A 21497-nucleotide genomic window follows, 5' to 3' on the forward strand; every position below is an offset into this window, starting at 1 on the left:
TTCAGTCCCACTCCACGTCATAGGTACGAACGAGATCGGCGATCTGGGCATCCGTCAGCAGTGAAGGATTGGCCCCGCGCGTCAGCATGGCAAGCTTTGCCGTCTCCTCCAGTTCTTCTATCGCATAAACAGCCGCTTCCAGATCCCTAGCGGAGACGACCGGTCCGTGTGCCGCCAGCATCACGGCGCTGCGCTTGCCGGCAAGGCCGCGGATGGCATCACCCATGGCCGGATCACCCGGCATGAAATAGGGCAGCAGCTTTACCTTGCCGAGTTTCATGATCGAATAGGCGGTCAGGGGTGGCAGCATGTTGTCGGCATCGACGTCAGGCAGGATCGAAAGCGCAACAGAATGGCTGGAATGGAGATGGACCACGGCACCCGTCTTCTTTGGCCGTGTCTCGTAGAAGGCAGCATGCAGCGGCATTTCCTTCGTCGGCTTGTCTCCGCCGATCAGGCGTCCTTCGCTGTCGAAAAGCGACAGGCGCGCGGGATCGAGGCGTCCGAAGGAGCTGCCCGTCGGGGTCACCAGCAGGCGCCCGTCGCTGAGACGCGCGGAGATATTCCCGGAGGAGCCAGCTGTCAGGCCGCGATCGTAGAGCGACTTGGCCATCATGCATATATGTTCGCGCAGTGCTGCTTCTTCGCTCATGCGGTCTCCAATCGGTCGAAAGCATCCGTGAAGAAGTCTTCGCCGCCAAAGTTTCCCGATTTCAGTGCAAGTGCGATCTGCCTTCGATCGACCGCCGCGAAGGTCCATGGGACACCGGGCGCAATTTCCGGGCCGATTGCCAGATGCGTGATGCCGAGCGCCTGCGTAATTGCGCCCGAAGTCTCGCCGCCGGCGACGACGAAGCGGCGTGTGCCGCAATCGAAGGCCTCGTGGGCGATCTCGGAAAGTGCGTCTTCGACCACATGGCCAGCCTTATCCCGCCCCAATCGCTCCTGTGCCCGCCGCACCTCGTCGGGCTCGGCGGTAGCGTAAATGAGCTTCGGTGCATCGGGGGACTGTTGACGCAGCCACTCCAGCGCAGCGCCGGCGCCTTCCTGAGCCAGCACGATAGGATCGAGCCGCAAGCTGGCGACTTTGCCGGTATAACGGGCAACCTGCCGGCGCGTCATGGCGGAGCAACTGCCGGATAGGACGATCGAACCGCCGGCGACCTTTGGCAGTGCCTGGCGATGTTCGGAGAGGCTGGCGAGACCCTGCTCGATGTAGAATTGCGGAAGCTGGCCAGCAATCGCGCTGCCGCCCGTCAATAGCATCATGTTGAAGGATGCTGCAGCAATCGTGCGGAGATCATCGTCGCAAACGGCATCGACGATCACATGCCGGATATCGTCGCCGTGGAGCTGTTCCAAGTGCGTCTTCAGCGCTGCCGCACCCTTCGAGACGACGTTGCGATTGGCAAGGCCGACCGCACTCGCCACCTGCGGCGTCAGAAGCCGTACAAGACTGGAATCGCGCATCGGCGTCAGCGGATGATCCTTCATCGGACTCTCCGACAGAAGCTGCTCGCCGACAAAGAGATGACCCATGAAGACACTGCGTCCGTTTTCCGGAAAGGCCGGGCAATAGATCGTCTGGGCAGCACCCGTCTCGGCCATCAGCATCTCAGCGATAGGACCGATATTGCCTTCGGCGGTGCTGTCGAATGTCGAGCAGTATTTCCAGAAGAAGCGGCTCGCGCCGGCTTCCCTCAGCCATGCCAGCGCCCGATGTGCCTGTTTAACGGCGACATCGACCGGCGAAGTCCGGCATTTCAAGGCGATGACCTCGAAGGCGGCTATCTCGCTCCGATCGCGCTTCTCCTGCGGAATGCCGATCCGCAGCGAAACGGGCAGTCCGCTGCGCGCCAGCAGCGCGGCAAGATCGGTCGCCCCGGTGAAGTCGTCGGCGATGCAGCCAAGCAGGAGCGCCATTGTCTAGTCCTTTACTCCGGGAAGGCTGGCGCCGCTCTTGGCGGCGAGGATTTTTGCGACGGCGGCGTCGTCTTCAAGGCCGAAACCTGCTTGCGATGCTTCCTCGAAGAGATCAAGGGCGGCGGCAGCGAGCGGGGTAACAGCACCGGCTTTGCCGGCCTCCGACGTCACGATGCCGAGGTCCTTGACGAAGATATTGACCGCCGAGCGCGGCGTATAGTCGCCGGATACGATGTGCTCGCCGCGATTCTCGAACATCCAGGACGAGCCGGCCGATACGCAGATCACATCATAGAGTGTCTTCAAATCGATGCCGGCCTTGGCAGCCAGCGTCATGGCCTCGGCCGTTGCGGCGATATGGACGCCGGCCAGCAGCTGGTTGATCATCTTGACCTGCGAGCCGGCGCCGGGGCGATCCCCCAGCCGGAATACCTTGGCCGAGATGGCGTCGAGCACCGCTGACGCCTTATCGAAGGCCTCGGGTGTGCCGGATGCCATGACGGTGATCTCGCCTGAAAGCGCGCGGACATGGCCACCGGAGACAGGGGCGTCGATGACGAACATGCCGGCTGCCTCAAGCTTTTCGGCAATGGCTGTCGTCGCACTCGGTGCCATGGTGGCGCAGAGCAGGAATGTGGTCGAAGGACGAGCAGTTTCCAGCGCGCCGCTCTGCCCGAATAGGACATCTTCGACCTGCTTGCTGTTGACGACATAGACAAGGATCACGTCAGCGTCCTCAGCGGCAGATGCCGGCGTCGTGCAGGGCGTGCCGCCGCTCTCGGCAAAACGGGTGAGAACCTCGCTGCGGACATCGCAGCCGCGTACGACAAAGCCCGCCTTTAGAAGGGATAGGGCAGCGCCCCAACCCATGGATCCCAGGCCGATGACGGCGGTCTTCTTCGTGTTCAACACGCTGCTACCTCTGCAATTTTTGGCTATGTTACCGATACCGGTATCGATAACAAGCCTCAATTTTCCGGTAATTGTCAATAGGCGGATGTTTGCCTTTTCCAGGAAACATTCTATGAAGAGGAGCGGCATCGTGCCAGCCGCCATGGTTCATCGAGGGTTGCTTGGGGATGCGCAAACCCACTCTGGAAGAAGTCGCGATCGAAGCGGGCGTGAGCAAGATGACGGCGTCGCGTGCGCTTCGGGGCGTTGCCGATGTCTCCAGCGAGACGCGCGACAAGGTTCTCGCTGCGGCAACGCGGATGAACTATGTCGGCAACAGGCTGGCACTCTCGCTATCCTCGCAGCGCACAAACCTGGTTGCTGTCGTCGTCCCCAGCATGTCGAATATTGTCTTTCCGGAGGTGCTTGCCGGCATTTCCGCTGGGCTTGACGGCTCCGGCATGCAAGCCGTGTTCGGCATATCCGATTATGATGTCGCCAAGGAGCGCGAGATCATCCGCGACATGCTCTCCTGGCAACCCTGCGCCATCATCGTCACCGGGCTCGATCAGCCGGAAGAGACGGCGGATCTGCTCCGCCACGCCAATATTCCGGTCATCCAGCTCATGGATCTCGACGGCACGCCGATTGATTTCAATGTCGGCTTGTCCCATGGCGCGGCGGGAGAGGGTATGGCCGAAGCGTTGATTGCGGCTGGGCGAAGACGGTTCGGTTATGTCGGCAGCGCTCTGGCTCGGGATCTGCGTGCAGGCAAGCGCAAGGCTGGCTTCGAACGCGTCTTGCATGCCCATGGTCTGGGGTTTGCCGAACAGCAGATCGATGATGCATTTTCCTCGATCGCGCTTGGAAAACAACTGACGACGACCATGCTCGCGGCGGTGCCGGATCTCGATTGCATCTATTACTCCAACGACGACATGGCGAGCGGCGGGCTGTTTGCCTGCATGGAGCTGGGCGTTGCAGTTCCAAAGAAGATCCTGATTGCCGGTTTCAACGGGCTGGATCTGGTCGGTTCGCTGCCTGCGCCGATCGCAACGTCCCGCTCGCCCAGGCGCGCTATCGGCGAGGTTGCGGCACAATTGGTGCGCCAAGCGGTCATGAGCAACCGCGATGCGATGCCGAAAACCATCGTGTTTACGCCGACAATCGCAGGAATTGACGGTTATGGAGCGGCTGGCAGCGCTTCCTGAGATCTCTTCATAGTTTTTCTCTGCCGACGACGCGATGAAAGTCCAAGCCTTGCCAGCGCGCGATGGCGACCAATATCCCTTTCGTTGATTGCTTGAACTCGGAAACAGTGACGTGCTGTGACCGCCTCTTTCGCTCTGCACGATGTGCTCTTGTCAAGCAAAGGATCTTCGAAAATGCGTTTCCTCCAGGCTGTGATTTTCGCTTTTGCCACCAGTGCCATATCCGCAATTTCCTCGGGTGCATGGGCCGTTGGTTTCAAAGATATCGTCATTTCGACTAAGGAGGATTCGGATGCTGCTCAAAGCAGCTTTGCTCCCGATACGCCGAAGATTTTTGTGTCAGCCCATCTGACGAAGGACGTGCCGTCGGGGAGTGATGTTAACATCGCATGGGTTGCCGTCGACACCGGCGGAGCGGCGCCACCGAATTACAAGATCAACAGTGTCAATCTGCATATCGGTTCGCTGACCAACCATGTGAAATCCTCGATGACGAAACCGAACAATGGTTGGCCCGTCGGGAGCTATGAGATCGAGTTTTCCGTCAACGGCAAAGTGATGGAAACGACTGATTTCACCATCAAGTAAACCGCACATACAGCGACGGTCGGCAAGAGAATCTGCATCCGTTGTCCGACTGGCGGAAAAAGGAGAAGTTCGCCGGAAGCGATCATGTTCAGATAAACGATCGCCGGGAATGACTTTGACGGCATTTCGGCTTCGGCCAGTTAGGCTCCGAGGTCTCCATGAGGGTGCCGGGCATTGCAAACCTAAGCTTGGCAATAAGATTTCCCGAAAAATTCACGGTTTGGAAACATTCGGAAAACGGTAAGGCAAAACGATCGGATAGACCGACCGAGAGTTTACCTTATTGCGGAGTCCGATTGCCGATGTTCCTTACCAATCCGTGGCGACGGGAAGAGTTGAGCCATATCGTTGTCACCACCTTCAATGAAAAGGGTTATCGCGAATACGGCAAGAAATGCATCGAGACCTTCCTCGCTTGCTGGCCAAAGGACGTCTCTCTGGTCGTCTATGCCGAGGATGTCGAAATCGAGGAGAAGGACCGCCGCCTTCTGATATTCGATCATTGCAAGGCTTTGCCCCGGCTGCGCGATTTTCGCGAGGCCCACGGTGACAATCCACAGGCAAATGGATGGATTCCGTCACGCAATGGGCTGGTACGTGACTTCCGCTGGGATGCCGTGCGCTTTTCCAACAAGGTCTTTGCGGTTGCTGATGCCGTCAGACGCTATCACAACATGGTCGACCAGCTGATATGGCTCGATGCCGATACCGTGACCCACAGAGCCATTCCGAAAAGCTTTCTCGATAGGATAGCGCCGCGTGGAAATCAGCTTGCCACCTATCTGAACAGGAGGATTTATCCCGAATGCGGATGGGTTGGATACAATCTACGCCATCCCGCAATATTGACCTTTATCGACCGCTTCGAAGGTGCCTATTCCTCCGGCTATTTCCTGACCATGAAGGAAAGCCATGACAGCTTCGTCTTCTGGAAAGTGCTCCAGCAGATGGAGCGAGACAAGGAAGCCAGATTCAGGCGGCTCGGCTCGCGTCTGACGAAAACCCATGTCTTCATCAACAGCGTCTTGGGCGGTTATCTGGATCATCTGAAGGGCGACAGGAAGGCTGCCGGAAGGAGCCGCCGTCGGGATCTCAAATGGCATCGCCGCGAGCCATGGTGGCAATGATTTCCGACCATTTGTGGCAGTGAAAACTTCGCGCCTATGGGGTGGCGGCACAGACGATCAAGTTGTTTCCTGGCGTGCATGGTACTAATCTGAGTAGCATTGAAGGATTGGGAATTCATGCACGACGATTCGATCCTGCCGACAGAGATCGCTGTTTCACTTGGCCTGATATGCAATATAGGCGCTCCGCTTCTGGCCTTTTGGGTGGCGGGGAAATTGCCTCGGTTTCGCCTCTGGATTCATGGTGTCGCTTTCGTTGCTATCCTTGCCTCGCCGTTGACGGCGATGATCCTCGGCCTGCCTGATCTGCTCCCTGAAGAGGAAGAAAGCTCGGGCGCTCGCTTTGCATTTCTGCCTCTGATCGTCGAAGCAGCCATCATCGTGCTGCTCTATTGTCTGGCGGGCGCGATGCTTCTATCTCAATCCGTCCATTCGGCAATCACGGACTGGCACGGCGGAGGCAGGCTTTCGCGGACGGCCCCTCGCCGTGCGGCCGGGGCAGGCCTTACATCTCCAAAGGCTCCAAAACGCGATAGATGATGGCTATTGTTTAGTCGAGGACGCGGCTTCGTGCTCGCCACCGGCGCTGCGGAAACGCGATCGATAGGCTGTCGGTGACAATCCGACGCTTGCGCGAAAATGATGACGGAAGTTCGTGGCGCTTCCCAGGCCGACATGCATTGCAATGACCGAAACGGGAAGGCCTGTTTCTTCCAGAAGCTCGCGCGCTCGAGCCAGACGTTCGTTCTGAAGCCATTCTCCCGGTGCAATTCCCATCGCCTCGCGAATATGGCGATGCAGGCTTCGCACGCTTATGCAAGCTTCCTCCGCCATGCGCTGGACACTCCATTGTTGTGCGAGGTCTCCCCGGATCACATCCAGCAACGCAGATAGCCGCGTGGTACTATGTGCTGCGACCGGCCGCTCGATGAACTGCGTTTGGCCGCCTTCGCGATGGGCGGCGACGACAAGGCGCCGGGCCACGCTATTGGCAGCCTTGGCGCCAAAATCCTTGCGCACGACATGAATGCAAAGGTCGAGCCCGGCAGCACTGCCGGCCGATGTCAATATGTCGCCTTCATCGACATAGAGGGAATGCGGCTCGACATCGATGTCCGGATAGGCGGCGGCAAGCCTTCCGGCATGATGCCAGTGGGTCGTGGCGCGTCTACCGGACAACAGGCCGGTTTGAGCCAGCACGAAGGTGCCTCCGCAGATCGACACCAGCCTGACGCCCCTGGCGTGAGCTTTCCGCAGCGCTTCTAGGAGCGGCTCGGGCACAACGACGTCTGGTCCGCGCCACCCCGGTATGACGATCGTATCTGCCTGATCGAACAGCTCAAGGCCGCCGTCCGAATTGACGGTAAGGCCGCCGGCAGCTCGAATGAGCCCGGGTTCCACTACCGCGGTCATGCAGCGATACCAGCCCGAACCCATTTCCGGGCGCGACAATCCGAACACTTCGAAGGCGCATCCGAATTCGAACGTGCAAAGTTGGTCATAGGCGGCGATGATGACAAGCGGATTGGTGTTCTTTGGCATGATCCTTGCGGTAATGGCTTTTTCGGCCACTGGCAATGGCCATCCGCCCACGACTACTATTCCTCATCGGATCACGGCGCGGTCCTTGCGCTTGCACGAAGAAAGAGATGGTGGTGGATATGAGACTGATCGGAATGCTGGATTCGCCTTTTGTCAGGCGCGTGGCGATATCGTTACGTGCGCTCGATATAGCATTTGTGCATGAGCCGCTTTCTGTCTTCAGCGCTTTCGACGCTTTTGCCGGCATCAATCCGGTCGTGAAGGCGCCGTCGCTCGTCACGGATGATGGAACCGTTTTGATGGATTCGAGCCTGATACTTGAGCATGCCGAACGCATTGCAGCGCCCGGACGCAGCCTCATACCCCTCGATCCGCAGGCTCATTCCCGGTCTCTGCGGATCATCGGTCTTGCATTGGCGGCGTGCGAGAAGACGGTTCAGATCGTCTATGAGCATAATCTGCGCCCCATGGAAAAGCAGCATCAGCCCTGGCTCGATCGGGTTCACGGTCAGCTTGCGGCGGCATATCGCTTGCTGGAGGCAGAGATGCCGCAGGCCGGTTCCTGGCTTTTTGGTACACGGCCGCTCCAGGCAGATATCACCAGTGCCGTCGCGCTTCGCTTCACCCGCGAGATGTTGCCTGATGTCCTCGATGTGAATGCCTGTCCGCGCCTTCATGTGCTCTCGGCCCGCGCCGAGGAGAGGGATGAGTTTCGCGCCTTTCCTTTCAGCTGAGGCATGTCGCGCAAAAGCGCTGCGATCTTGCCACAGAGCGGCGCTCAATCTGGCTCCGGCTGTGTTCAGGCAGAGTTCATGCGAATCGGCGTATCTCTATCCCCGTCTAAAAGACAGGAAATGGGGGTAAGGGAAATGCTTGAAGGTTTGGTACGGATTTCGCGTGTTGCCGTGGTCGGATTGGCCGCGTTGCAACTGATGACGTCTGTCGCTTCGGCGCAGTATTACGGCGGCGATGACGGCGATGCACCGCCGCCGCCCTGGCAGCGCGACCAGGGTCGGGACTGGAGAGGTCCGCCGCGCGGCTGGGACCGTGATCGTGACAGGGGCTGGGATCGTGATCGCGGCTGCGACAGACGCGATCTCATGCGCGCCGCGCGGGCGGAAGGCTTCCGTCGCATCGATTCTATCGACAGCAACGGCCGGCGCATCGTTGTCCGCGGCTGGAACGATGGCGGTCCAGACCGCATGGTCTTCGGCAATCGGCGCGGCTGCCCGGTTATCGACTGACGCTCAAAATAGAGCACAAGCGGAAGCCGAGTGTGGATCGGCCTCCGCCTACATCACGGCAGCGCATGCTTTCGACTGGCTGAAAGCTATGCGTTTGCCGCGACCTTCGAATTTTGCGATAGTTTTGTCGCGCGCTTTTAAGCGGCGGCGAATTTCTTCTTTGCAGCCGTGACGCTGCTGACTTGCTCAGATGTGGCGGATATTTTGGTGTCGGCGCTCTGCTGCTTGACCAGAAACTGCCAACATATGCCCCACGGATCTCTCACAAGGCCACGATCGTCTGGACGGCTTTTCCCTAGCGCATAACGCAAACGGTCCGCCTCGTCCTGTGACGCACACTCGACGGTGATGGAAGAACTATGCTCTGAGCGGTCGAATGGCCCTGCCTCGAAACCCATATAGGCGCGATTTCCAAGTGTGAAACCTGCAAACTTTACGCTGCCGGCTGGTCCATTCAGATTGTCGGTGAGAATATTTGAGACCCATCCTGCTGCCGAACCCGGGATAAGCGACGTGTAAAGTTCTATCGCTGTTTCCATGTCATGCTGAAACCAGAGATGTTGCCTGATCTTCATCGTGACCCGCTTTCTACAAATCTTGCCTAGATGGGGCAGGGCATGAAGGAAGCATGCTGACTGCTTGTCGAGTAAAATTCATGCCGCCGGTGAACCGCCTTCTTGTTGTTGTTAGCGGTGTCACCGACGGCATGCTGAAGAGCTGCTTCCAACCGTTCGTGCTCACCCCTGCGGAGCGCGGACGGACGCGGAATACTATTTCTCAGCAACTCTACCAGCGAGAGCCATCACATAGTCATCGGCAATATCGGCCAAGGTCAAAGCGACTTCCGGCTCGTTCCAACCTGCGGTAAGCGCCATTTGAACGAAGTCGCGGAAGGCCACTTCAAGAACCTCTTCGCGCTCGACCGCGCGGTATGAGTCATTGACGGGATGCTGAGGCTTGCTGATCTCTATTGTCTGGCGAGTAGATACCATTGCTGTTTTTCCCTAAGACTTGCTCCGGTGGACGCAGGGTACATTTACCAAACACCAGAGCTTTGGTGCCCAAACGACTATTATGCTTCTTTTTTAATGGGTTACGCACCATATGTCGTTAGCCGTACATCCTGAAACTTGCAGCAGCGTCCATTTTCGCGATTGCTGAAGTGCGGTTTTGGGGCTGATGCGGGGATTGGCGGCAAGACGCGCTCCGCCTGCGCGCGCCCTCCGCTCCCGCGCATGCCTCGAAGCGTCAATTCGCTGTCTAGTGATAATAGCCGAGGGTTTTCAGCCATTCATCGAAGGAGTGACTGCTGTCGGACGATGCCGGCGAGACGATCTGCCCTAGATAGCGGGGTATGGTGAGGTTTCTGGCTTCACGGGGACTGTACCCGAATTCCTTGCCGAAGGCCCGGCTGAAGTGCGCAGCCGAGGAAAAGCCGACGGCAAAGGCGATATCGACGATCTGCTCCCGATTGGCGGGATCGCTGAGGGCGGCATGAGCAGACAGGAGACGACGGCGCTGAATATAGTGATGCACGCCACCATATTGTTCGAATATCTGATAGAGCCTGGTGCGGGATATGCCGAGCTCGCGACATATGTGCTCGACCGTCAGGTCGCCTGACGTGAGGTTGCCTTCCACGAACCGCCGCACGCGCTCCGTCACGGCGAGGGTGCTGTGTTGCTCCATGCCGGTCGATTGCGCCGCCGAAGTCGAAACGGAAGCCACAATCATATTGCGCACCGTCTGGACAACGTGCGGCAGATCGGTCGCTGCAAAGCGTGGAAGATTGTTTTCGACACTATCGAGGAATTCGATCAACATGTTGGTGAACACGCCGGAGAGGGCGATATTGTTCTCGATCTCCACCGGTGTCGGAACGTCGAACAGCAATGCCCTCGGCAGAAAGAGCGAGAGGGCCGTTGCCTCGGTCGAGCGCCCTCGAAATGGCTGTCCCAGCGATCGCAGTTCCACCTTGCCGGGCTTGCCTTCCAAAACACGGCCATCGACCTCTGTCCAGGTCCGGCCGTTGCTCAGCAAGGAAATGTGCCAGTGATCGATGTGGTTGGTTTTCGCCTTCGCTTGCGAGCGCATATAGCTGTGGGGCGGCGTATCTTGCTGAACGATGAGCATGCCGCCAAGATTCCACGCGATATGGTCGGCCGGAAAGCCGGCTTCCGGCGAGACATTGTCCGGCAGTCGCACGTCGGCCACGGGAGCAACATAGGCTTGCCAGGCGGCAAATTGCGCAGCCGGCTCGATGTCACGTGTCGAGAATTTCAACGGCTGCAAGGCCGGCGGTGGTAGGGCTTCCTCCGTCGCTGCCGTCTCCGGTCGCGGAAAACGCCGCCGCTCTGACTGCAAAGACTTTCTGTCCTTGCGCCTTGGCTGATCCTCCGCCTCGTCTGACGCAGATTCGGATCGTTCTTCGCGCCGAAAATCAGACAATCCGTCCTCCTCGAATACGGCCAGGACAGAACATGAGCGCCGCCATCAACTCTTTATCCATCATTCAAGCAGGCGGCTGTCTCCGCTTCGAGCCGCCTTCTTCAACGAGCCGATATGCTGCTGTAATTCCTGCCGTATTCCTAGCTCTTTCACCATATCAAGACTTTCATTTGCTGCGCCTTTTCGAAAAGGCAAGTCTTGCGGGTCGCCAAACCTATATTCCCGCTGCAATTGTCGCAAAATATGGCCGCTGTCCGAACCGATCTGTCTCCTGCCGGTACATTTTCCAAGTCAAACGCTGCATAGGGGTCGGCATCCTCTGTGCAAGCACATCCAGGTGCAAACGAAAATTTGCTCCATACAGGTGCTTTGCAAAATCGTTCCGAAACTATTCCGCTTTTGCCTCATCCTGCTTGGCACCGCTCGGTTACTATCGTATTTCCCGAAGGCTTTGACGGGGATGCCTTGCGAACGACCAATTCCGTTTTCACAGCCCCTATGCGTAGTTTGCAGTTGCCCATCCTGCCAAGCTTGCCTAGGCAGATATCAACTGCAATTTTTGGAATGAGACATGACCGAATCCTCGATAATCCCCGTCTTCGATGGCCATAATGACGTGCTGCTTCGGCTGCGCCGCGGTGGCTTGAATTCCGTCAACGCTTTCCTGAATGGCGAAGCTGCCGGGCATATCGATCTGCCTCGCGCTCGCCGTGGTGGCCTCGCGGGTGGCCTTTGCGCCATATTCATTCCGTCGCCGGATCAGCCGAAGGCTGAAAATGCCGATTTCGCGACACCTGCCCAGCCCGACGCACTGAACGAAACTCTGGCGATGGCGCGGCTTCTGCTTGCGATCGAAGCACGCTCCGAGGGAGCTGTGAAGGTCTGCCGCTCGGCCGCTGATATCAAGGGTTCGATTGCCGAAGGCCAGTTCGCCGCGGTGTTCCACATCGAAGGTGCGGAAGCGGTCGCGGCCGATCTCGATGCGCTTTACGTCCTGCATCAGGCCGGCCTGCGGACGCTTGGACCTGTCTGGAGCCGCCCCAATGTCTTTGCTTATGGTGTGCCTTTCCGTTTCCCTTCGACGCCGGATATCGGCCCCGGGCTCACCGATGCGGGCAAGGATCTGATCCGTGCCTGCAACGAGCTCAGGATTATGATCGATCTCTCGCACATGAACGAGCAGGGATTCTGGGATATCGCCAAACTCTCGAATGCGCCGCTGGTAGCCTCGCATTCGAATGCGCATGCCATCAGCCCGCATAGCCGCAATCTGACCGACAAGCAGCTCGACGCGATCCGCGATACCGGCGGGTTGGTCGGGATCAATTTCGGCGTGCTCTTCCTGCGTGACGACGGCGTGAGGAACACGGATACGCCGCTCGACATTCTTGTTCGCCACGTCGCTTATATTGCCGAGCGCATCGGCATCGAGCATGTCGCGCTCGGTTCCGATTTCGACGGTACGACCATTCCGGCGGCGCTCGGCGATGCAAGCGGCCTGCCGAAGCTGATCGACGCCCTGCGTGTGCATGGGTTCGACGATCAGTCGCTTGCCAAGATCGCCCATCAGAACTGGATCCGGGTCCTCGAACAGACATGGGGCGGCTGAGACGCCCTTTCGTGCCTGTCCGGGCAGGCGGCCCGCTCGACTATCGCTCGATGAGGTTGATCGACAGCGGATGCATGGGCCGCAACGTGACCTTCATGACCGGCTTGGGCGAAGGCTCGTTCGAGCCGGCTACGCGGAATTTCTGCAGGAGCACGGCGAGGATTGCGACGGCCTCGATCATCGCAAAGCCATTGCCGATGCAGACGCGCGGACCGGCGCCGAAGGGCATGAAGGCGTAGCGATGGCGGTTTCTTGCCACCTCCGGCTCAAAGCGGTCGGGATCGAAAACCTGCGGATCTTCCCAAAGGTCTGCATGATGGTGCACTGCGTAGATTGGCACATAGATAATGGTGCCGGCCGGGATCGTATGTGCACCGATGGTAAATTCGCTGGTTACCGCGCGCGAAACGATTGGCGCCGGCGGATAAAGCCGCATGGCTTCGGAGAAGACCTGTCGGGCATAGGTGAGCTTGCCGAGATGTTCGGCCGTCAGCGGGCCGCCCTCGGTCACGGTGGCGATCTCTTCGAAGAGCCTCGCCTGGCAGTCCGGATGGCGGGCAAGAAGATGAAAGGTCCAGGCAAGACCGAGCGCCGTCGTCTCATGTCCGGCGGTAATGAAGGTCATCAGATTGTCGATCACCTCTTCGTCCGTCATCATGCGGCCGGTTTCGGGATCGGCCGCGTCGAGCAGCATGGACACGAGATCGCTGCGCTCCTTGCCGCTGCGTCGTCGTTCGGCAATCACCGCGCCAAGGGTAGTTCGCAAGAAGGCGACGGCTGATCGCGCCTTTTCCTTGCCGGGATGTGGCATCCAGTCGGGCAGGCCAAGCAGGCCGAACGCGAATTTCCAGCCTGTCGGCTTGAGGTAGTTGGTAATATTGCACTCGACCTTGTCGACATCGATGCCATCGCCGCCCGACATCATCGTATCGACGATAATATCGAAGGTGGTGCGCATCATTTCCTGACACAGGTCGATGGAGCTGTTCTTGTAGGTGAGCCAGAGGTCGCGCCTGCGGCTTGCGGCCGCGATCATGGCTGGCTGCAATTCCAGCAATTTCTCGTGACGAAAGGCGCCGGCCACCGATTGACGCTGCCATTTCCAATGGGCGCCATCGGAGGTGAGAATGCCGTTGCCGAGAGCTGGTCCCAACACGCGACGCACGTCCTCGCCTTTGCCGAGCGAATCGGAATTGCGCACCAGCGTCTGATAGATGAGTTCTGGATCCGTGAGATAGATCCGCAGCTTGCCGCCCAATTGAGTAAAGACCATGGGCTCGATGAAGACTTCCGGCGGCAGCGCATCAAGTGGATTGCGGATCAGCGAAAGCAGGACATGTGGCATGGAGCGCGGAGTAAGGGGAAATGTCATCTCTGAAAGATCGGCGGCGTTCACGCTTGCATTCATCCTTCTATCTCCTTGTTCGCCCCGGCGGATGCCTGTAGATCAGGATTAAGGTATTTGCCTTAGAGAGAATAAGGTGGATACCTTAGGGCTTCAAGGGGGGATCAAAATGGCGCCCAAGAAAAACAAGAGCGTGGACGCCACAGCGCGACCCGACACACGTGAGCGGATTCTTATCTCGACTTTGTCTCTCTTCAATCAGAGGGGGCCGGAAGCGGTGACCACGGCCGAGATCGCCAAATCCGTGCACATCAATCAGGGCAACCTCTATTATCATTTCCGCACCAAGGAATCGCTTGTGCTAGCCCTGTTTTCCCGCTTCGAAGCGGACGCCTTGGCGCTGGTCGGGCAGGCCGATGCCGTTCAGGGAACGGACTCTAAGGCCTATGCCGGCTTTCTGCGTAAGTGGTTCTCGCTCATTTGGACCCATCGCTTCCTATTTCGTGACATTCCACGCCTTTTGGCGATTGCCCCCGGCTTGAAAGCGCCGATCCTGATGGTCAGCTCCGGCATGCGCCTCTCCGTCGATGTCATTTTTCAGCGGATGGAAGATGCGGGCCTGATCAGCGTCGCCTTGAGCGACCGCAAGCCGCTGATGACCAATATGTGGATCGTGTCGACCTATTGGGCCGTCTATCTCGGTCTTCAGGAAGGAGTCAGCGATCTTGCACCCCAACATGTGCATTGGGGACTCGGCCAGGTCGCGAGCCTGTTGCGCCCCTATCTTTCGCCGCAGGCACGAGCGGATCTGGAAGAGATGCTCGCGGAGCCCTTCGCGTAAGGCCTTTCTGCTGGGTAAGTCCTTGCCGCCAATCCTTGGGCAAACGAACAAAGAATCTCCGAAGCCAGCCAAAATCGGATGATTTAATCTACTAAAAACATAGGGTTTATATCTAATAATTGCATGCGTCGCAGGGTCACTGTTCCGTCAGACGACGCTTGTGATGGATCGTGAGGATCGCGACGATGAGACTTATCACACGGCTTGCCCTGTCGGCCGTCACTCCGCTTTTTCTTGCGCAGGCCGCGCTGGCTGGCGGTGTGAATGGCGCTCCTGCGCCCTTTGACAAGGGGGGCGTTAAGATCGCTTTGGTCAGCTATATCTCCGCAGGCGATTTCTTCCAGGCTTATCAGGCCGGCGCTGAGGCCCAGGCCAAGGCGCTCGATATCGATTTGCGCGTCTTCCCCGGTCGTCAGGATGCGGCCGCCCAGCGCGAACAGATTCTTCAGGCGATCAATCTCGGCGTATCCGCCATCGTCATTGATCATGGCCTGCCGGAATCGCTTGGCGATGTCGTCCAGCAGGCGCTCGACAAGGGTATCAAGGTCGTCGCTTTCGACGTCAATCTCAACAATCCGAAGATCCCGCAGGTCGAGCAGAGCGATCACGAGCTTGCCGATCTTGCTCTGAAGCAGGTTGTCAAGGAGAACGGCGACAGCTTCAAGGCGGGCTATGTCTATGTCGCCGGCTTCGCGCCGCTCGACCGTCGCAACGAGGTTTGGGACGCGTTCAAGAAGCAGAATGCCGGTGTCGTCGAAAAAGCCCGTTTCGGCAATGTCAGCGATACGACGGCGACCTCGACGGCCGATCAGGCCAAGGCGGCGCTCGCGGCCAATCCCGACATCACCGTCATCTTCGCGCCCTATGACGAATTTGCGCGCGGCGTGAAGCTTGCCGCGACGGATCTCGGCATCGCGAACAAACTGAAGATCTATTCGGCCGACGTTTCGACAGCCGACATTCAGGAGATCACGGAGCCGGGCAGCCCATGGGTTGCGACGGTTGCGACCAATCCCGCCGTCGTCGGTGCCGTCTCCATCCGAGCTGCCGCGTTGCAGGTCGCCGGACAGGAGGTTCCGCACCAGATCACCGTCAAGCCGACGCTGCTGACGCAGGAGGGGCTTCGCGCCGCCAACGTCCAGACGATTGAGGAACTGGCCAAGAAAGTTCCGGCCTTCAGCGCCAGCGATGCAGTGACCGCCAGCTGGATCCCGGACAAGCTTTTCTAAGCAGTCATTCCCGATATGCTGGCGGGACTTTCCGATCCCGCCGGACTTACGTCCATGAACCGGAGTTCATATCATGAGCCAGTCCAACGTCGTCTTTGCGAGCAATCGAAACGCCACGCGGGAGGACCTCTTTACCAGAGCCGAAGAGATTTCCGCTGACCTTTCCAAGCGTGCAGCGGAGCTCGATCGCGAAGGTCGGCCGCCGCTTGGCGAAATCGTCAAACTGAAAAATGCCGGATTGTTGAACGCGCTGCATGAGCCACAGATCGGCGGCGGCGGCCTCGATTGGGTGGATGGCTTGCGGCTGGTACGCACCCTTGCGCGCGGCGAAAGCTCTATCGGCCAGCTTCTCGGTTATCACTACGTCAACAGTCAATATATTTATTGGGCCTTCGACGAGGCGCGCGCCCAGGAACTCGGCGGCAAGACGGTCGCCAACAGCCTTTACTGGGGTGCCGCGGTCAACCCGCGCGATCCGGGCCTCGTGCTTACCCGCCGCGGCAACGGCTATGTTCTGAACGGCCGCAAATCCTTTTCCACGGCTGCTCACGTATCCGATTACATCAACGCCAACGCCGCGCTTGAAGACAAGATCATCGGCTTTGCCGTACCGACCAATCGGGCGGGTTACAAAGCCAATGACGATTGGGACAATTTCGGCCAGCGCCTGTCGGACAGCGGCAGCGTCGAGTTTCACGATTTTCCCGTCTATGAGGAGGATCTGGACAGAGCGGCATTGACGGACGGAGAAGCCCCGGTGCTCGCGACGTTCAACACGCCCCTCATCCAGCTCGTTTTCGTGAACTTCTATCTTGGTACGGCTGAAGGCGCATTGCGCGAGGCCGTCGATTATGTCCGCACCACGACACGGCCCTGGATCAGCTCGGGCGTCGAGCGCGCATCGGACGATCCCTATATTCTCGAGCGCATCGGCGAGTTCACGGCTGCTCTCAAGGCTTCGGCTGCGCTGGCCGATAGTGCTGCCGCGGCAGTTCAAGAGGCTCTGGCAAGAGGCGGCAAGGCGACCGCGCGGGAACGAGGCGAGGCGGCAGCGGAGGCCTATGCCGCGAAGGTGCATGCAACCCATGTTTCGCTTGATATCACCTCACGCGTCTTCGAGTTGACCGGTGCAAGGTCGACGGCGGAGAAATACCGCTTCGATCGTTTCTGGCGCAATGTGCGGACACATACCCTGCACGATCCGGTTTTCTACAAGGCCAAGGAAGTCGGCGAATTTGTGCTGAACGACAAGATCCCCGAGGTCAGCCTCTATAGTTGAATACCGGGGTGATGAGCGGTGCAGTCCAAAAACTAGGTAGGCTCGTGTCTGCTCCGGCGGTGAATTCACCCGTACCCAAAATCGGTCAGCGTCGTTGATATCTGCTGTGGTGTGGACAGGGGTTAGAACACGCCGCAGCCTTAAGCGTGCGCTTACGGCTGTGGTTTTCGCACAATGCCGGATGGCTCTTGCTTTAATATCCGGCTCACAAATTCTGTGCTCAACTCATTATTCTGTGGAGGGTTGCCGGCACATGCCGTAATGCGCACATGTTCCTCGCTAGGATTTCCTCTCTCGCGAATCGCTGCAACACCCGCTTCCGCAAGGGCAGGCGATCGCGATTGAGAGTGAAATTGATCCAATGGAGTCCTTCATGGCTGACATCCGCGCACCACTTTCCGGGGTGATACCGAAGATTTCCGTCGTCGGTGTCGGCGGTGGCGGCGGCAACGCGATCAACAATATGATCACGCAACAACTTCAGGGCGTTGAATTCATCGCGGCAAATACGGATGCGCAGGCGCTTGCGACGTCCAAAGCCACCAGGCGCATTCAACTTGGCGCGCAGGTGACGGAAGGTCTCGGCGCAGGCTCCCTGCCGGAAATCGGACGAGCCGCCGCTGAGGAATCCATTGATGAAATCATGGACCATCTCCAGGGCACGCACATGTGCTTCGTCACGGCCGGAATGGGTGGCGGCACCGGCACGGGCGCTGCCCCGATCATCGCGCAGGTCGCGCGACAAGCGGGTATCCTCACGGTCGGCGTTGTCACCAAGCCCTTTACGTTCGAAGGCAACCGGCGCATGCGCACGGCCGATGAGGGCATCGAGCAACTCCGCCAAAGTGCCGATACTGTCATCGTCATTCCCAATCAGAATCTGTTCCGCATTGCGGATGCGACGACCACCTTCGCAAACGCCTTCGTGACTGCGGACCGAGTCCTCTATGCGGGCGTCAGCTGCATCACCGATCTGATCATCAAGGAAGGTCTCATCAACCTCGACTTCGCCGACGTCAAATCCGTAATGCGGGGAATGGGACGTGCGATGATGGGAACGGGCGAGGCTTCGGGGCCAGGCCGCGCATTGAAAGCGGCAGATGCCGCCGTCTCCAACCCGCTTCTGGACGACATGAGCATGAAGGGCGCGCGTGGCGTGCTGATCTCCATTTCCGGCGGAACGGACATGACGCTGTTCGAGGTCGATGAGGCCGCCAGCCGCATCCGAGACGAAGTGTTTGCCGATGCCGATATCGTCGTCGGTGCGATCTTTGACAAGAATCTCGACGGGGTGTTCAGGGTATCGGTCGTTGCGACCGGTCTGGAAAGTCTCGCGGCGTCCGCCGGTCAGCCGATGGAAATCAATATGGATCGGCACTAGCTGGCTTCGGCGTGCCGCTCCTGATCTATACTTGATTGTATGAAAGCCCTGGCGCTTATGACGGGGCTTTTGTATATCCGTCAAAGCGCGCCGTTCTTCGGCGGGATGACGTCGTTGAGGTGATAATTGCCGACGACGTGATATTTCCAGCGAACGGGGTCATGAAGCGTATGCGTGCGGGCATTGCGCCAGTGCCGATCGAGATTGAGGTCGAGCTTGACCGAAGCCGTCCCGGCAAGCTCGAACAGGGTGTTCGTCGCTTCGATGGCGATCTCCGTCGTCAACACCTTGGCCGCAGCAACGGCGAGCGTGGCCTCGATCACTCTCTTTTCGGTCGTCTCGACCTGCGCGGCATCGACCTTGCGGCCAGCGCGCTCGACGGTCGCGGCGGCGGCTTCAAGCCGGATGGCGATCTGGCCGACCTTGGCGATCGTCAGCGGATCGTCGCCCGCGCGTTCGACGCCGCTGTCCATCCAGGGACGGGAGCGGGTCCTCACGAAATCCAGAGTCTCGGCGAAGGCGGCCCGCGCAATGCCGAGATCGACGCCTGCATGGATGATCTGGCCGACTGAGCCGATCGTCGTCGGCCGCTCGAAGCCTTTGTGGTGCAGGACGACATGGTCGGCGTTCACATAGACATTGTTGAGTGCCGTGGTGCCGCTGCCGGTCGTGCGCTGTCCAAAGCCATCCCAATCGTCGATGATTTCGACGCCTTCCGTGCCTTTCGGAACGAAAGCCATGACCAGCTTGTCGGCCTCATCGAGCGCAAAGACGGTGATCCAATCGGCAAAGAGAACGCCCGTCGAATAGAACTTGCGACCATTGATACGATAGCCGGGGCCGTCACGGGTGATGCGGGTATTATAGTGTCCGACTGTTTTCGTGCCTCGTTCGGAGAGCGCGTTGCCAAAACGATCACCTGCCAATGCGCGACCGAAGAAGTATCGCTTTTGATCCTCGGAGCCATCGACGCGCAAAGCCTCGAGGATATAGAAATGGTTCTGCGGGATCTGTCCGATCGAGCCATCGGCCTCAGCAAGGATCGACGTGATCTCGGCCAGCGTCGCATTCGAAACATCCAGGCCGCCATATTCCTCGGGGACCGTAATTGCCAGCAGTCCGGATTGTGCCAGGGCATCCATCTCGGCAAAAGGGAGCAACCTTTCGCTATCGCGCTCCGAAGCGGTGGCAGCAAAGCGCTCGGCCAGCGCCTGCGCGACTGCCAGCGCCTGTTGTTCGGTCTCCAGTACCGTGGCCTCCGGGTGCGTGGCGTTGATATGGTGCAGTTGCGCGTTCATGGGCAGGCTCCGATTTCATTCGGCGCCACGATGCCGCATTCAAAGCCGGGCTTCGAGAAAAGGCATTTCATTTTTGGCGACGCCGCCGGCTCTTCATTCCTTTCTCTATAGAATTGATGGTCAATTACTGCTTGGGCTGTGCCGGTGCTAATAAAGATTGATCTTACGACCGGCTATCGGCACCCAGCTCGCCAGTCTTCGAAGCGCGCATGCGCCAGGGCAAGCGAAGCGACGATCGGCGTGAAGCCATGAAATGGCAAGGCCTGACCGGATTGGAGTGGGATCGGCAGAGAATCCACCGTCTCGCCGAGCGCCAGTCTCGCCAGTGTCCGGCCGAGTTGCGCCGTCATGGCGATGCCGCGGCCGTTGCAGCCGATCCCTCCGAAGAAGCCGTCGCCGAAGCGGTAGAGTCGCGGCAGGAAATCGGGCGTCATGATCGCCGTTCCGGTCCAGACGATCTCCACGCCGGGATGGCGCGGCAGGCGGAGCTCGGATGCGAGCCGGTTGACGACGGCGCGGCCGACACGCTCGAAAGCGCCGATCGGATTGATCGCCATGCCACCGCTGATCAGCCTGTTGTCACGATCGAGCCGATAGGTGAACAGGTTGGAGCGCGTGTCTCCGACGGGGCGGCGATGCGGGGCGATCCGCGCAATGGTTTCAGCGTCGACCGGCTTCGTTGCCACCTGATAGACTTTCAGCGGCACGCCGGTTCGGCCCATGCGCGAAGCTATGCCATCGGTAAACGCATTGGTGGCGAGGATGACGACATCCGTTTCGATCTCGTGACCGGCGAGGCCGACGCGCCAAGTGCCGCCATGTCGTTCGACGCGCTCGACCCTGCTGCTCTCACGGATCATGCCGCCGCGCCGGATCACCGCATGTGCAAGCCCATAGAGATAATTCAACGGATGGATGGTGCCGCCGGAATGATCGAGTAGTCCGCCGGAATAGATCTCCATGCCTGTTTCGTTCTGTATGGCGCGCGCTCCGAGAAATTCGACCGGACGGCCAAGCTCCGTCCAATCCTTCGCTCGTTGACGCAAGATCGCAGCCATATCGTCGCCATAGGCTGGCTGCAGCCAGCCGGTCTGCGCCGCATCGCAGGAAATCTTTTCGTCTGCAATCGTCGCAAAGACCTCGTCGGCGCCGGCGCCGACCAGCGACAATAGGGCATCCGCCTTGTCGAGTGGCAGCTTCTGGCGGACGGTTGCCGGATCCGCCTTGGCGAAATTCGGTACGACGAAGCCGGCATTCATGCCGCTTGCTCCGGCGCCCAACAGCCCCGCCTCAAGGACGATGACGGATCGGCCAGCGCGGACAAGGTGAAGGGCTGCAGTCAGGCCGGTGAAGCCGCCGCCGATTACGACAACATCCGAGCGAGGCGGCAAATCGCGGGAAAGTTCGGGGGCTGGGCCTGCCGTCAAAGTCCACAAGGTTGGATTGGTCGGGCGAACAAGGGGGCTGGGCATCAGCGGACGATCTCTCAATAACTATGCCAGATGGCTGTCACGACAGGTGAGCGCCGAAGGGTGTGCAGG

At 59.1% G+C, this 21497-nt stretch carries 21 protein-coding genes; 11 read left to right on the forward strand and 10 right to left on the reverse strand.

Annotation, left to right across the window (positions count from 1 at the left end; all coding sequences use genetic code 11):
• Position 1: 1 nt before the first annotated feature.
• The 3 genes from otnC to ltnD are packed head-to-tail and all read right to left on the reverse strand — an operon-like array spanning position 2 to position 2835.
• Positions 2-652, reverse strand: coding sequence for a 3-oxo-tetronate 4-phosphate decarboxylase (gene otnC / locus GA0061100_RS13420; protein ID WP_075853178.1), 651 nt, complete (start codon positions 650-652; stop codon positions 2-4).
• Positions 649-1923 (reverse strand): 3-oxo-tetronate kinase, encoded by a 1275-nt coding sequence (gene otnK, locus GA0061100_RS13425; protein WP_075853179.1) that lies wholly within the window; start codon positions 1921-1923, stop codon positions 649-651. Before otnK ends, otnC begins: the two co-directional genes overlap by 4 nt.
• Positions 1924-1926: 3 nt before the next feature.
• Positions 1927-2835, reverse strand: coding sequence for an L-threonate dehydrogenase (gene ltnD, locus GA0061100_RS13430; RefSeq protein WP_075853282.1), 909 nt, complete (start codon positions 2833-2835; stop codon positions 1927-1929).
• 167 nt (positions 2836-3002) lie between these two features.
• Between ltnD and GA0061100_RS13435 the strand changes: the two genes are divergently transcribed.
• From GA0061100_RS13435 to GA0061100_RS35100, 4 genes are all read left to right on the forward strand, one after another.
• Positions 3003-4025 (forward strand): LacI family DNA-binding transcriptional regulator, encoded by a 1023-nt coding sequence (locus GA0061100_RS13435; protein WP_075853180.1) that lies wholly within the window; start codon positions 3003-3005, stop codon positions 4023-4025.
• A gap of 174 nt (positions 4026-4199) precedes the next feature.
• Complete coding sequence (locus tag GA0061100_RS13440) at positions 4200-4613, forward strand: hypothetical protein (RefSeq protein ID WP_075853283.1); 414 nt, start codon at positions 4200-4202, stop codon at positions 4611-4613.
• 302 nt (positions 4614-4915) lie between these two features.
• A complete protein-coding gene (locus tag GA0061100_RS13445; RefSeq protein ID WP_075853181.1) occupies positions 4916-5740 on the forward strand; it encodes a hypothetical protein in 825 nt (274 codons plus the stop codon).
• Positions 5741-5857: 117 nt separating this feature from the next.
• Positions 5858-6280, forward strand: coding sequence for a hypothetical protein (locus GA0061100_RS35100; protein WP_244557825.1), 423 nt, complete (start codon positions 5858-5860; stop codon positions 6278-6280).
• A gap of 3 nt (positions 6281-6283) precedes the next feature.
• On the opposite strand, the gene ftrA is transcribed toward GA0061100_RS35100, so the two are convergent.
• Complete coding sequence (gene ftrA, locus GA0061100_RS13455; RefSeq protein WP_342195458.1) at positions 6284-7312, reverse strand: transcriptional regulator FtrA; 1029 nt, start codon at positions 7310-7312, stop codon at positions 6284-6286.
• 89 nt (positions 7313-7401) lie between these two features.
• On the opposite strand from ftrA, the gene GA0061100_RS13460 reads away from it, so the two are divergent.
• Complete coding sequence (locus tag GA0061100_RS13460) at positions 7402-8016, forward strand: glutathione S-transferase (RefSeq protein ID WP_075853286.1); 615 nt, start codon at positions 7402-7404, stop codon at positions 8014-8016.
• Positions 8017-8151: 135 nt separating this feature from the next.
• The gene (locus tag GA0061100_RS13465) at positions 8152-8526 is read left to right on the forward strand and encodes a hypothetical protein (RefSeq protein WP_075853182.1); all 375 of its coding nucleotides are present in this window, start codon (positions 8152-8154) and stop codon (positions 8524-8526) included.
• 137 nt (positions 8527-8663) lie between these two features.
• Here the strand turns inward: GA0061100_RS13465 and GA0061100_RS13470 are convergent, their stop codons facing one another.
• The 3 genes from GA0061100_RS13470 to GA0061100_RS13480 all read right to left on the reverse strand — a co-directional run bounded on the left by GA0061100_RS13470 (position 8664) and on the right by GA0061100_RS13480 (position 10890).
• Complete coding sequence (locus GA0061100_RS13470) at positions 8664-9101, reverse strand: VOC family protein (protein ID WP_075853183.1); 438 nt, start codon at positions 9099-9101, stop codon at positions 8664-8666.
• A gap of 195 nt (positions 9102-9296) precedes the next feature.
• Positions 9297-9518 carry a hypothetical protein gene (locus GA0061100_RS13475; protein ID WP_075853184.1) on the reverse strand — a complete coding sequence of 74 codons (222 nt, stop codon included), beginning with the start codon at positions 9516-9518 and terminating at the stop codon, positions 9297-9299.
• Between the two features lie 268 nt (positions 9519-9786).
• Positions 9787-10890, reverse strand: coding sequence for a helix-turn-helix domain-containing protein (locus GA0061100_RS13480; protein ID WP_083961348.1), 1104 nt, complete (start codon positions 10888-10890; stop codon positions 9787-9789).
• A 655-nt stretch (positions 10891-11545) separates the two neighbouring features.
• Between GA0061100_RS13480 and GA0061100_RS13485 the strand changes: the two genes are divergently transcribed.
• Entirely contained in the window at positions 11546-12583 is a 1038-nt protein-coding gene (locus tag GA0061100_RS13485; RefSeq protein ID WP_075853186.1) for a dipeptidase, read from the forward strand.
• A gap of 40 nt (positions 12584-12623) precedes the next feature.
• Here the strand turns inward: GA0061100_RS13485 and GA0061100_RS13490 are convergent, their stop codons facing one another.
• On the reverse strand, positions 12624-13991 hold the full coding sequence (locus GA0061100_RS13490) for a cytochrome P450 (protein WP_075853187.1): 1368 nt from the start codon (positions 13989-13991) through the stop codon (positions 12624-12626).
• Between the two features lie 106 nt (positions 13992-14097).
• Between GA0061100_RS13490 and GA0061100_RS13495 the strand changes: the two genes are divergently transcribed.
• From GA0061100_RS13495 to ftsZ, 4 genes are all read left to right on the forward strand, one after another.
• The gene (locus GA0061100_RS13495) at positions 14098-14769 is read left to right on the forward strand and encodes a TetR/AcrR family transcriptional regulator (protein WP_075853188.1); all 672 of its coding nucleotides are present in this window, start codon (positions 14098-14100) and stop codon (positions 14767-14769) included.
• Positions 14770-14954: 185 nt separating this feature from the next.
• Positions 14955-15998 (forward strand): substrate-binding domain-containing protein, encoded by a 1044-nt coding sequence (locus tag GA0061100_RS13500; protein ID WP_075853189.1) that lies wholly within the window; start codon positions 14955-14957, stop codon positions 15996-15998.
• A 73-nt stretch (positions 15999-16071) separates the two neighbouring features.
• Entirely contained in the window at positions 16072-17277 is a 1206-nt protein-coding gene (locus GA0061100_RS13505; RefSeq protein WP_075853190.1) for an acyl-CoA dehydrogenase family protein, read from the forward strand.
• A gap of 373 nt (positions 17278-17650) precedes the next feature.
• The gene (ftsZ, locus tag GA0061100_RS13510) at positions 17651-18658 is read left to right on the forward strand and encodes a cell division protein FtsZ (RefSeq protein WP_075853287.1); all 1008 of its coding nucleotides are present in this window, start codon (positions 17651-17653) and stop codon (positions 18656-18658) included.
• Between the two features lie 80 nt (positions 18659-18738).
• Here the strand turns inward: ftsZ and GA0061100_RS13515 are convergent, their stop codons facing one another.
• On the reverse strand, positions 18739-19956 hold the full coding sequence (locus GA0061100_RS13515; protein WP_075853191.1) for an SfnB family sulfur acquisition oxidoreductase: 1218 nt from the start codon (positions 19954-19956) through the stop codon (positions 18739-18741).
• A 173-nt stretch (positions 19957-20129) separates the two neighbouring features.
• Entirely contained in the window at positions 20130-21428 is a 1299-nt protein-coding gene (locus GA0061100_RS13520) for an NAD(P)/FAD-dependent oxidoreductase (RefSeq protein ID WP_075853192.1), read from the reverse strand.
• Positions 21429-21497: the final 69 nt, after the last annotated feature.

Origin of the sequence: Martinezella hainanensis, assembly GCF_900094555.1 — a bacterium.
GTDB classification, from domain to species: Bacteria; Pseudomonadota; Alphaproteobacteria; order Rhizobiales; family Rhizobiaceae; genus Rhizobium; species Rhizobium hainanense.